This is a genomic window from Deinococcus koreensis (assembly GCF_002901445.1).
GTDB lineage: Bacteria > Deinococcota > Deinococci > Deinococcales > Deinococcaceae > Deinococcus > Deinococcus koreensis.
In genome coordinates, this window is record NZ_PPPD01000001.1 from 1,975,001 (window position 1) to 1,986,718 (window position 11,718).

Below are 11,718 nucleotides of genomic sequence, written 5' to 3' on the forward strand. Positions count from 1 at the left end.
GCCGTTGCGGGTCATGCGGTCGATGATGACCCGGCCGCTGTCCGGGGCCGCCGCCTCGTCGACCGCCGGAGCGGTGGGCACCGGGGACGGTGGGGCAGAGGCCGGGCGCTGGGCCTTCCTGACCCGGATTGCCCCACGGGCCGCGGTGTCGGCGGTGAGGGCCGTGGCGGACGCCTCCCCGGCGAGCGGCTGACTTCTCGCCGGCTCGGCCGTCCCGGCGATCCCGCCCCGCTCCGTCTCCCGTGAACTGATGCCACGGGCCCGCAGGGGACTGTTGGGGGCGTATTCGTGTCCATCCACCGCCTTGCGGTTCAGCACGCGCAGCAGCACCGAGGTCATGGTGGGCTTGTCGTCGTCGAAGTCGCCGTGGGCGCGGGCGTCGGTCAGGGCGTCGGCGCAGGTGGACGACCCGCGCGTGACGATCACGTTGCCCTGGTCGCGCAGCAGCTCATCCAGCGCCCGCCGTCCGGACGCGCCCCCGGGCAGCAGCGGCCGGTGGTGGAACTTGGCCATCCCCAGCAGGGGCACTTCGCGGCCCGGTTCCTCCAGGGCGCGCGACCAGGTACAGCAGGGACTTGTGGTACGGCGTGATGTTCCCGGCGCCCACCGTATCGTCCTGCTCGTCGGCGTCGGTCATGCTGAAGACGGCGAAGCGGTGAACCGTGCGGGTGGCGGGTGGCCCCACCAGATGCGGCAGCACCACCCGCCCGAACTCGGCCAGGGTCATGGCCGGGGCCAGGAACTGCATGGACTCGGCGCGCAGGCCCAGCTCCTGCATCCGGGGCAGCAGGCCGCCCAGCAGGATGCTGCCCGCGCTGTGGCCGACCAGATGCAGGCGCAGGCGTTGCCCGGTCTCGGCCCGCAGCTGGGCCTGGAGCCGGGCCAGCTGCTGGAGCAGCAGCGTGCCGCCGGGCGCGGTCTCGGGCGGCCCCTGGCGGCAGGGCGCTCCGGCCGCCCGCGCACTGCGCTTCATCTGCTCCCACATCCACCTCAGGCTCCGGCCCGCCGCGCCCTCGACCAGCCGGTCGAACTGCTCGACCAGATCGAAGCCCAGCCCGCCCGCCGGAAGCTTCCCGGCGAAGGTCTCCGCCAGCTGCGCGCACAGGGTCTCGCCGGGGCCGCTCTGCCAGGCCAGCGTGACCGGGTAGACCCCATTGTTCAGCCACCAGTTCAGGTGCTTCTGCGCGGTGATCAGGCCCCCGCGCTCGCTCACCAGGCCGCCGTGGGCATAGAGCACCACATCGGCCTGCGGCGAGGCGGCGTGGAAGTCGCGCAGGTGCGCCATGATCTGCGCGAGCTGCGCCGGGGAACTCGTGAAGCGCCCGGTCGTGCTGAGCTGCCCGCCGTGTCCCAGGTTGACCACGTAGCGGGTCAGGCGGGCGTTGTCCGGGCCGGGGGCGCTCAGGAGCTGGCCCGACGTGCCGCGCTGCCCCCCTTCCCAGCCGCTGACATACAGCTTCGCCGAGCGAACGCCGGGCCGCGCCACCCAGGCGTCGTAGGCGCTCTCCAGCCAGTCCTCGTAGGGCAGCACCGCGAAGCCGCCGGCCCCCCAGCGGCGGCCCCAGGAGTTCTGCACCACGAAGCCGACCTCGTTGTAGCCCACCACCGCGAAGGCGTGGCCGCCCAGCGTGCGCCCGTCGATGGGGCGGTCGATGACGTGCAGGACGCGGCCCCCCTTCTCCACCACCGCCGGCTTCTCCCAGCCGCTGTGGATCACCGCCGACGCCGCCACGGCGTTCAGCTCGGTGACCGCCGACTGCATGTCGTCGAGGCGGTAGGGATTGACCCGGTAGAAGGCCCCCAGCGGCATGCGCGCGGCCTCGGTGCGGAAGGCGTCGTCCTCCAGATCGGGCGCCGCGCTTCGCAGCTTCGGCCAGCGCGCCGTGCCCACCACCCCATGGTGGAACCAGCCCTTCAGCGCTCCGCGCAGCGACGAACCGGCGTCGGCGGTGCCCGGATACTCGTCGTAGCGCCGGGCCAGCGCGTAGAGCATGTAGGGGCTGGCCCGGGTGCCCGGCCCCAGCGCCGTGTTGATGACCGCCGCCAGCGCGTGCCCGGTGCAGGACTGGCCCGACTGCCTGAGCACCGGCACCCCCGGCGGCGGACAGACCTCGGGCGGCAGCATCTGCAGCCTGGGCCGGTACTCCAGGTCACGCGCATCGAACACGTCGGGCCTGACCCGCAGGTGGAACGCCTGTCCCCCCACCTCTATGCGCCCCGCCTCCGCCGTCTTTGGCATTCCCCACCTCTGCACGAGCCCGGCCCCCGGCCCCACCCCCTGCGGCGCCCGGCGCCCACGGGGCTCGGCCGCCGGGCGTCTGGAGGCATGGTGCGGCGTGGGCCGTGACCAGCCCATGACCGGCGTGCTAGCGGCGGCTCAGTCGCGGCGGAACTGGCTGTTGAGCACCCGCCACTGCTTTCGCCCGTAGGCGTAGACCGGATGCGTCCAGTGGCCGGCCACCGCACCCTCGCGCAGGGCGGCGATCAGCTCGTCCGGCGTACGGACCAGCCGGAAGGGCGTTTCCACCCACGCCTCGCCGATGTCGCGCAGGGTGTGGGCGTCGGAGCCGGCCGACATGGGCAGATCCCGCTCCTGCGCCCAGGCCTCGGCCACGCGGTTCCAGTGGTGGCGCGAGAGGCGCGAGTTGAAGGTCTCCACGATGTCGATGTCGGCAGCGATGCGCGCGGTGGCCTCCGGCTTCAGGCGGTAGCGCTTGAGCGGATCGAAGCCGTGCTGGAGCATGACCAGCCCACCCTGCGCCCTGATCTCGCGCACGGTGTCCTCGGGGCTCAGGCCACGCGGGATCTGTTCTTTGAGGAACAGGCCGATCAGTTCGCCCTCGCTGGTGGTGACCTCCTCGCCGCAGATCACGCTCAGGCGGTCGTCCAGGCCCAGGTCGGCGACGATGCGCTGCAGTTCGGGGCCGCCCCGGAACTGGTCGTGATCCGTGACCGCCAGCACCCGTGTGTTGGTTCGCAGCATCCAGCCCGGAATGTCGCGGATGGCGGTGCGGCAGTCGTGGCTGACCTCCGTGTGCGAGTGCAGATCCACCCGCATGACCTGTACCCCCTCGCGCCACACCACGTTGTTCTGCAGGCCCCGGATGGTGCGGGGTGGCCGCCCCAGCAGCTTGCCCACGAAGTCCTGCGCCTGATGCACCAGCGACACCGGCATGGGCCGGGTGCGCCGCGCCTGCGGGTTGGGCGGCGGCAACGGCACCCCCGCCGGAGAGGACTTCGACGACAGCGGCGACGGCTGCCCGGTGGTCTGCCGTTCGGCCGGCGGGAGGTCGGACGGCGGCCGGTCAGGCGGCCCGGAATCGCTCACGGCGCGGTCGCCTCGGAGGGGGCCTCGACGGGGGCCTGAGCGGGAGTGTCCAGCCCCCCAGTCTGAGCCTGGGCCTGATCCTGGGGAACCGGCACCAGCACCTGCAGCGCCGCCGCCCAGGCCTCGACCCGCACCAGCCCCAGCCCGCCCTGCTCGGGCGCCCGCACCTCGCCGTCCACATGGAAGGCCTGCCCGGTGTACGGAATCTCGATGACCTGCGCCTTGTCGCTCTGCACGCTGGGCAGGGCCTCGAAGTCGTCGCGGGCCAGCGCGGCCAGGTAGGCCAGCATCCCGTCGCGCCCGTTGGCGTCGATGCGGACCACGTCCAGCAGGCCGTCGCTGGTGTCGGCCGTGGTCGCCAGGCGCAGGCGCGGGCCGGTCGCCCGGGTGTTCATGACCTCCAGCAGCGCGTAGGGGGTCTCGTCGGGCTCGGCCACGCCGTCCAGGGTCAGCTGGATGGGCGTGGGGTCGAAGCCCGAGAGGGCCGTGCCCAGCGCCTGCACCGCGCGCAGCGGGCTCTTGCCGTCGTCCGGGTTGTATTCGGCCAACACCTCGGCGAAGGCGCCGCAGCCGAAGGCCTCCAGAAACACGTCCTCGCCCCAGGGGGCACTCACGCGGCCCAGATCGAAGGGCTGGGGCCGCGCGCCCCGGTAGGCCGCGATCACGTCCAGCGGGTCGCCCTGAATGCCCAGCGTGCGCCCGATATTGTTCGCCGTGCCCAGGGGAATGATGCCCAGCACCACGCCCGGCCGCCCGGCCAGATGCATGGTCGCCGCGCGGATCGTGCCGTCGCCGCCCGCCACGAAGACCGTGCCCTGCACCTCGGACAGCGCCCGTACCAGATCCTCCTCGGAATCGGTGGCGCGGTAGACCGGGCGGTAGCCGACCTGGTGCAGCGCCTCCACCAGATGATCCGGGCTGGAGCGCTCCGAGCCCCCGGCCTTCGTGTTGAAGATCAGGGTCGCCTCGGTGGTGCCGGTCTCGGCCAGGCCGGGCACCTCTGCCGGAAGGGCTGGACTCTGGGAGGCGGTCATGGGATTCACTGTACGCACTGGCCCCGGCAGGTGTCTTGAGGAAACCGTGAAGTGCTGGGGAGAAGGGAGGTGGGGACGGCTGGCCCTCTCCTCACTCCCCCTTTTGCTGGCCCTTCTCGGCCTGCAGCGCCACCCAGTCCTCGTAGGCCAGCGCGGGCAGCAGGGCGAAGGAGCCCACGAACAGCGAGGCCACGGCGGCCGGCACGCGCACGGCGGTCTTGCCGTTCAGCACCAGATACAGCGCCCCCAGCGTGCTCAGCGCCCCGATGTCCATGAACATGATGCGGGTAAACGAACTGCGCCGGAGGCTGTCCAGCGTGCCCAGGTCGCCGGGCCGGCGCCGGCCGAACACGGCGGTCAGCACCAGCATGAGCAGCAGCGAGCCGTAGAGCTGAAGACGTTCGCGCGAGGGCTGGCGGTACTTCTGGAGGGCCGGCAGGGGAGAGGGGGTCATGCCGCAGCGTAGCCGAGCCCGCAGGCCGCATGAGGCTGTCCGGGCCTGTCCATTCATTGAGGTTTCTTAAGATGAGCCGCTCCTGCGGCCGGCGATCCGCGCCCGCCTGCGCTTTTGCGCGTACCAGGCGAACGCCGTGAGGGGGCCTGCCCGACCTTGAGCCGGCGTTTATGAGATGGGGGCGTCTGGGGCTCACGTAGCCAATCCTCGCGGGCTTTTTACTGTGGACTCGCTGAAGGACGGCCCCTGCGAGGGCGCTTTCCGGAAGACCCGGCGCCGCAGTGCGCGCTGGAGACCTCCACCTGAACCGGCGGCGCCGGGCAAGCGGCGCCCCGATCCTCCCGAGATGACAGCGCCCCAGGGAACAGTGCTCCACAAAACAGTGCCCGAGCTGGATGGCCCCGAGATGGACGTGTGCGAGGTCAACGAGGTGAAAGTGAAAGAGAAACGACTGATCCGTCTGGCGACCCTGACCCTGGGAATAGCGGTCTGCAGCGGCGCCGCGCAGGCCGAACTGTACCGCAAGGTCTTCGACGCCCGCTCACCGACCGCCCTGGCCTGGCAGCTGCAGTGCCGGGCGCCCGGCGCCGAGGACATCCAGGCGGGGATGTTCTTCGCCAAGGCCAGCCCGAGCATGTACAAGATCGCGCGGGTCGAGTACAACGCCAAGGGCCGCGAGGTCTTCGAGAACGGCAGCGGCCTGCCCACGGTCAAGCGCTTTTACGACACCTACATCACCGGGGAAAAGCCCATCAGCCAGCCGGCCCTGCGCTCGGCGCTGTGGGCCTGGAAGACCTTCGGCTCGCGCTTCCGCTGGGGCGAAGTGACCTACCGCTGCCAGTTCTCCTGAGCGCCGACGGCCGCTAAGGCGGCCCCCCTTCCCTCCATTCCCTCCCCACGTCTGAACCCCACGCGGTCTGAACAGACGCCTTCGTCACGGAGTCTTCGGTGAGCAACGTATTTCTGATTTTCAGTTCCGATTTCTGGACCGGCCAGGCCCAGGCGCCCTATGCCCTGCTCATTCCGGCCCTGCTCATTGCCCTGTGCCTGAACATCTACGCCTTCTACATGTCGTACATCGGCGCCCACGGCTGGAAGCGACCCACGCGCAACATCGAGGCCAGAACGCGCCGCCGCTTCTTCGCGGTGGTCGCCGCCCACGACGAGGAGGCGGTCATCGAAGACCTGCTGCGCTCCCTGCAGGCGCAGGAGTACCCGCGTGAGGCCTTTGACGTGTTCGTGGTGGCCGACAACTGCTCCGACCGCACGGCCGAACTCGTGCGCCAGTACGGCTTCAGCGCCTTCGAGCGCTTCAACCCCAAGCAGCGCGGCAAGACCTGGGCCATCAAGGATCTGCTGGGCCACATCGAGCACAGCCTGGGCGTGAGGTGGTGGGAGGACTACGCCGGCATGGCGATGTTCGACGCCGACAACGTGGTGCACCCGCGCTTCTTCGCCGAGATGAACAACCACTTCGAGATGCACCCCGACGTGAAGGCCGTGCAGGGCTACGCCGACACCAAGAACCCCGAGGACAACGCCCTGACGCGCATCTATGCCATCGCCTACTGGTCGGCGAGCCGCTTCTGGCAGCTGCCGCGCTTCCGCAAGGGGCTGTCGGCGGGGCTGGCGGGCACGGGCTTCGTGATCGAGTCGCGCACGCTGCGGGAGATCGGCTGGAACCCCCAGAGCATGGTCGAGGATCTGGAGCTGACCACCCAGCTCGTGCTGCGCGGCGAGCGGGTGCACTGGAACGAGTGGGCCGTGATCTACGACGAGAAGCCGCTGAGCGTGAAGGTCTCGTACCGCCAGCGCGAACGCTGGATGCGCGGGCACTGGTGGTGCTTCATGCACTACGGCCGCCAGATGCTCCGCGCCCTGATGCACAAGCGCCAGTTGCGCTACCTGGACATGCTGCTGTATCTGGCCTCGCCCGCGCAGATGGTCGGCAACTTCACCTTCGCGCTGCTGGGCTACCTGTGGGGCGTAGCCTCGGCGCTGTACTACTTCGGTGCCCACGGCGCCTTCTATCCCTGGCACGCCCTGCTGCTGCTGTGGCCCGCGCTGACCGTGATCCAGACCATCGTGCTGCTGGTCGTGGCGCCCACGGTGTACAACATGACCCACCGGGGCCAGACGCTGCGCCAGGGCCTGACCTTCCGCTACGTGTCCATCATCCTGACCGCCTGGCTGTATTTCCTGATGTGGCTGCCGATCATCGTCCAGTCCCTGCTGCGCTTCCGCGATCAGGGCAACTGGGTTCGCACGCCCCATACCCGCCAGGTCACGGCCCAGGTGCCAGGCCCGCAGGTCGGGGTCAGCGAGGGCTAAGGGGGTGGGGCTGAGGCGGCGTAGAACCCCTCAGTCCGCGCCCTAGTCAACGCCCCCGCCCCTTCGCCGTTCCCTGACTTCCCGCTCGCCTTTCACCTCGCCGCTTTACAGTGCGGTATGCCCACCGGACGGCCCGCCACCCTGCTCTACAACGCTGCGGCGGGCAGCAGTTCGCTGGCGCCGCCGGATGAGCTGTGTGCCGCGCTGGCCGAGGCCGGGTTCGCGCCTCAGGTGCTGGAGACCACCCACCCGGAACTCCTCGCGGGGCTGCTGCGGGAGCTGACCGGGCCGGTCTTTCTGGGCGGGGGCGACGGCACCTTCCGCGACACCGCCCGGCACCTGCTGGGCCGCACCGATATCCAGCTCGGGGTGCTGCCCCTGGGCACCTCGAACAACATCGCGCGCACCCTGGGGGTGTACGGCGATCCGCTGGAGGTCGCGCGGCGCTACCGCCACGTGCGGGTGCTGCCCTTCGACGCGGGCCGCGTGCGCGCCGCCTGGGGCGAGGACGTGTTCTTCGAGGCCTGCGGCTGCGGGGTCTTTGCCGAGCTGCTGCACGCCTACGACCCGCAGCAGGGCAAGAGCCCGCTGCGCGCCATGAAGGCCCTGCTGGACATCCTGCCGGGCTTCCAGGCGCAGACCCTGGAGGTCACGGTGGACGGCCAGCCCGCGCCCGGCCCGCCCCTGGCCCTGCTGGCGGTCATGAACACCCGCTCGACCGGCAACGGCCTGCATCTGGCCCCGGAGGCCAACCCCGGCGACGGCCACCTGAACCTGATCCGCGTGAACGGCGCCGAGCGCGACTCCCTGCTGGCCTACGGCGCGGCCCTGCTGCGCGGCGACTTCCACACCCTGTCCAGCGTGGACGCCCTGCCGGGGCGGCGGATCACCGTGAGCGACCAGGGGCAGGTCTTCCACGTGGATCACGAGACCCGCCAGAGCCCGCAGCCCGGCGGCGTGGTGGACATCAAGGTCTGGCCCGCCGCCCTGCGCGTGCTGACGCCGCTGGACGAGGGCTGACTCAGGCTGTGGCCGATCCGCTCTCTCCGCGCCGCTAACCGCGCCCTCACCCGTGGGGGTCAAGCTTCCCTATGAACGCCCTGTGGACTTTGGCCGGGGTGGGGCCTGTGCTGGCGCTGCTGGGGGTGGCCTGCGCCCCCCATGAGCGCCGGGAAGCCCAGGCCGCCGCCCTGAACTCGCCCCCCCTGCGCGGTCTGGCGGGCGCCTACACCGATCCCGCGTACCTGACCGGGCTGGACTTCGGGCAGCACTCGCACTGGCTCCAGCCCTGGCGGGCCTTTCTGGAGACGGTGCCCGCCGCGCAGTTCCTGAACGGCGTGGGCATCGGCTTTCCAACCTCGGACGGGGTGAACCCGGAACCCGTGGCGCAGATGCTGGCGAAGAACGGCTTCCGCACCGTGCGTGTGGAAGTCGGCTGGGGCAACATCAATTTTGAAGACGAGACGAAGCTCAACAATGCCGGGACGCTGGGCCGCATCCTGGCCGCCTGCCGCCGCTGGAAGCTGCGCCCGCTGATCCTGCTCAACCTGCATCAGGGGGTGCCCACGCCGCTGGAGATGTTCGACCGCGCTGTGCTCCGGGACGCGCCCAGGGGCAGCACCCGCCTGGAACTGGACTCCACAGCGGGCCTGGTGCCGGGGCGGAGCGGCCTGTCCGACCTGACGGACTACTGGGCCGCCGAGGTGCTGGTCACGGCCGTCCAGGGCCAGAGCGTGACCCTCTCCAGGCCGCTGCCGGTGGCCCTGAAGGCGGGCGTGCGCGTGAAGATGGCGACCCTGAAGTACCGCCCCTTCTCGGCGCCCGGCAGCGCCGACTACGAGCAGACGATGGCGGGCTGGAGACGCTACGTGGACACGGTGTCGCGCTTCGTGACGGCCTCGCTGGGCACCGCCGGGCAGGCCGACCTGGGCTTCGATCTGGAGGTCTACAACGAGCTGACCTTCGGGGCGCAGTTCCTCTCGGTCAACAACTATTACCAGCCCCCGCTGGTGAAGTACGAGGAAGAGTCCATCTGGAGCACGCTCGTGGAGGCCACCGCCCGGCATATGGCCGCCCGGCCGCAGGCGTTCGCGGGGGTAGGACTGGGCAACGGCTTTTCCAACACCATTCCCTGGCCGGCGTCGAGCGGCCAGCCGGCGCGGGTGGGGGCGCTGGGCAAGCACCCGTACCACGGGCCCAGCCGCTTTCCCGCCGACGAGCCGAAGGGGGAGGGGCTGGGCCAGCGCGGGCAGCCCACGCGCGCCGTGCCCACCTACAGCTCTCTGTTTCCCGAGTATTACGGCACGGCCCTGCAGACCGAGACCCTGCTGCGCGACTCGGCCCCGTTGAAGACCGACATCTACGGCACCGTGCATGGGCGCTTCGGGCGCGGCCCCGCCTCGCCGGTCGAGGTCTGGATGACCGAGGTGAACCTCTCGCCCGAGGAGGCCGGCGTGACCGACCCGGCCGCCGCACGGGCACTGAAGGCCCGCAGCGCGGCGCGCTACTTCACCTTCTTCCTGAACAAGGGCGTGGGCAAGCTGCACCTGTACAGCGCCATCGACGGCGAGGGGGGAGATACCGGCTACAGCGTCCTGCAGGCCAATTTCGTGCAGTACGTCCGCTCGAACACCACCTACCCCGGCAACGACGCGCCGTACACCTCGCCCGCCCTGAGCGTCACGCGGCGCCTGACCGACGCCCTGAAGGTGGGCCTCGATCCCGGCCTGCGCCAGACCCGGCCGCTGCAGGTGCGCTCGCTGCGCGACGGCCACGATCATGTGCAGTTCCCCGCCGTGGGCGACCAGCCGCCGCTGCACAACCGCGAGGTCTTCACGGTGCTGCCCTATCAGGTCAACGCGCGGCGCTTCGTGATCGCCTACTACGTGATGACCCGCGACCTGCGCCAGACGCTGAAGCCCGAGGCGTACACCCTGGAACTGGGCGGCCTGCGCGGCGAGGGCGCCCGCATCAGCGTGTCCGACCCCATGACCGGCGACGCCGTGCCGGTGGACGTTCAGGCGCGTGGCCCGGACTCGCTGACCGTGGGCCTCCTGGCGACCGACACGCCGCGCCTGCTGATCGTCGAGGAGCGGTGAGGGGGTGCTGACCTTGCCCTTCGCCTGGCAGACTTTTCCCCGCCTGATAGGTGGTGGGGGAGAGCGGATGGAAGGTGGGCGCCTGCGGCGGGCTTCCCCACCCCCCAGCCCCCTCCCCCAGAGGGGCCACGTCTTCGCCGCGCCGGGCGGCCGGCGCGTTGCCGCTGTTCCTGTGCACGCGCCTGGAACCTGGTGGAGGGGGAGCGAAGCGCTGCGCTCGGCATGTGGTCGCCACCGTTCCGCCACTGGCCCCGGTCGTGGCCTCGTTGGCGTGGGCTGCGGAAGTGCATGGGCCGGGTTCGCGGCGTTGCCCGCGCGCTTCGCGCACGATGGCGTCCAGTAGACGGGCAGGGGGGATGCTTCGGCTATTGCACCTTTCGCATCAGGTTTCTGAGGGCAGGACAAAGCGAACGTTGATGCCCTTCTTGCCTCCCCTTGAGGGGAGGTGGCGCGGAGCGCCGGAGGGGTTTACGCAGCGCCACCGCCCCCACCCCCTCCGCAGGTTTCATCCGGCTCCGCACGCTCTGAGCGTACACTTCCGCCTCGCCGGTTCGCACCGCTGCCAGGAGCAGGCCCCCCACGTACTCGGCGCTGTCGCCTGCTGCCTGGATTACCGAAAGCGACAGGCGCAACCGTTGCCCTGACCTTCCCCGCCCCCGCCTGGCACGCCGCCGCCGATGCCAACCACGCCCGCTAGACCCGCCGCCGAAGCAGTGGCAGCAGCGCGGCCCGGCGACTGGCCGCCGACTTCCTGATTTGCGCCCACACCCTGTATACGCGCAGCTCCGGCGACTTCGCAGACTTTCCAGGGTTGACGTTGATGGTGCCGGTGTGAGGTTACTTTGCTCGGTGTAGGCCTTTGGGGAGGCCTCGGCTCGCGGCATAGGCAATTACTGAGGATGCGCCCATATAGAAAGAGTGCAATTCCCTGAATTCAGGGAATTGCACTTTAATCTTGGGGGCTAAGCCTGTTGCGTTTTCAAGGCAGTCAAAACGCTTTGTCGGACTTGGTCGCAACATCCGGAGATAGACAAGCGATTGCCATCTATGCTTACCAATGGTCTTTGTCTATGCTCTTCGCATAAAGTATGTTCAGCAATTGCTTCAGCTTTTTCGAGCATACGCTGATTGGCCTTCTGCTGAACCAGCTGCAGGTATTTATTGCGATCAAAGGCCATTACTTATTCCCCCTCTTTTCCCTCTGGCTCAAAGCGCTCGCCGCTGCGGTTTTCGCTGCTTTACTGCTCCGAGGATTAGCCAAGACTGATGAAGCAGCCGTCGCAGCTTTTCCCCCAGTTGCTTTTTTAGGCATAGTAGTTTCACCCCCTTGGCGTCGGCAGCCCCGACTCAGAGGAGAGCTTGCAAACCACCCACCTTTTTAGGCTATGCTCAAGTCCCTACAACAAGAGTTGCCCGAGGATGGAAAGCAGAAGCTGACTGTCGTCGGGCTTCACTCTTTCTCTGTGCTCATCT

The 11,718-nt window shown here is 69.7% G+C and carries 9 protein-coding genes (1 of these 9 running past the window's edge); 4 read left to right on the forward strand and 5 right to left on the reverse strand.

The annotated features are described in order from the left end of the window. The 5 genes from CVO96_RS09420 to CVO96_RS09440 form a co-directional block, all read right to left on the reverse strand. Positions 1-528, reverse strand: partial view of a hypothetical protein gene (locus CVO96_RS09420; RefSeq protein WP_133161774.1) — the 5' portion only. Its footprint begins 57 nt before the window's first position; the window shows 528 of its 585 coding nt (coding positions 1-528); the start codon lies at positions 526-528; its stop codon lies off the left edge, out of view. Then, positions 449-2,239, reverse strand: a complete 1,791-nt coding sequence (locus tag CVO96_RS09425) for a C1 family peptidase (RefSeq protein ID WP_133161775.1) — start codon at positions 2,237-2,239, stop codon at positions 449-451. The genes CVO96_RS09420 and CVO96_RS09425 overlap by 80 nt, the downstream gene beginning before the upstream one ends. A gap of 138 nt (positions 2,240-2,377) precedes the next feature. Continuing rightward, positions 2,378-3,058, reverse strand: coding sequence for a PHP-associated domain-containing protein (locus tag CVO96_RS09430; protein ID WP_243398453.1), 681 nt, complete (start codon positions 3,056-3,058; stop codon positions 2,378-2,380). 266 nt (positions 3,059-3,324) lie between these two features. After that, the gene (locus CVO96_RS09435; RefSeq protein WP_103312009.1) at positions 3,325-4,362 is read right to left on the reverse strand and encodes a diacylglycerol/lipid kinase family protein; all 1,038 of its coding nucleotides are present in this window, start codon (positions 4,360-4,362) and stop codon (positions 3,325-3,327) included. A 91-nt stretch (positions 4,363-4,453) separates the two neighbouring features. Continuing rightward, a complete protein-coding gene (locus CVO96_RS09440) occupies positions 4,454-4,816 on the reverse strand; it encodes a hypothetical protein (protein WP_103312010.1) in 363 nt (120 codons plus the stop codon). Positions 4,817-5,162: 346 nt separating this feature from the next. Here CVO96_RS09440 and CVO96_RS09445 point away from each other — a divergent pair, with 346 nt between their 5' ends. From CVO96_RS09445 to CVO96_RS09460, 4 genes are all read left to right on the forward strand, one after another. Continuing rightward, entirely contained in the window at positions 5,163-5,666 is a 504-nt protein-coding gene (locus CVO96_RS09445; RefSeq protein WP_133161776.1) for a hypothetical protein, read from the forward strand. Positions 5,667-5,764: 98 nt separating this feature from the next. Then, on the forward strand, positions 5,765-7,147 hold the full coding sequence (locus CVO96_RS09450; protein WP_103312012.1) for a glycosyltransferase family 2 protein: 1,383 nt from the start codon (positions 5,765-5,767) through the stop codon (positions 7,145-7,147). A gap of 117 nt (positions 7,148-7,264) precedes the next feature. Further along, positions 7,265-8,167 carry a diacylglycerol/lipid kinase family protein gene (locus tag CVO96_RS09455; protein WP_103312013.1) on the forward strand — a complete coding sequence of 301 codons (903 nt, stop codon included), beginning with the start codon at positions 7,265-7,267 and terminating at the stop codon, positions 8,165-8,167. 71 nt (positions 8,168-8,238) lie between these two features. After that, positions 8,239-10,245, forward strand: a complete 2,007-nt coding sequence (locus tag CVO96_RS09460; protein ID WP_133161777.1) for a hypothetical protein — start codon at positions 8,239-8,241, stop codon at positions 10,243-10,245. Positions 10,246-11,718: the final 1,473 nt, after the last annotated feature.

Excerpts from the sequence above, each read along its gene's own strand:
- CVO96_RS09460 (WP_133161777.1), top strand. The coding sequence starts at position 8,239 with ATGAACGCCCTGTGGACTTTGGCCGGGGTGGGGCCTGTGCTGGCGCTG.
- CVO96_RS09430 (WP_243398453.1), bottom strand. The coding sequence starts at position 3,058 with ATGCGGGTGGATCTGCACTCGCACACGGAGGTCAGCCACGACTGCCGC.
- CVO96_RS09435 (WP_103312009.1), bottom strand. The coding sequence starts at position 4,362 with ATGACCGCCTCCCAGAGTCCAGCCCTTCCGGCAGAGGTGCCCGGCCTG.
- CVO96_RS09445 (WP_133161776.1), top strand. The coding sequence starts at position 5,163 with ATGACAGCGCCCCAGGGAACAGTGCTCCACAAAACAGTGCCCGAGCTG.
- CVO96_RS09425 (WP_133161775.1), bottom strand. The coding sequence starts at position 2,239 with ATGCCAAAGACGGCGGAGGCGGGGCGCATAGAGGTGGGGGGACAGGCG.
- CVO96_RS09455 (WP_103312013.1), top strand. The coding sequence starts at position 7,265 with ATGCCCACCGGACGGCCCGCCACCCTGCTCTACAACGCTGCGGCGGGC.
- CVO96_RS09440 (WP_103312010.1), bottom strand. The coding sequence starts at position 4,816 with ATGACCCCCTCTCCCCTGCCGGCCCTCCAGAAGTACCGCCAGCCCTCG.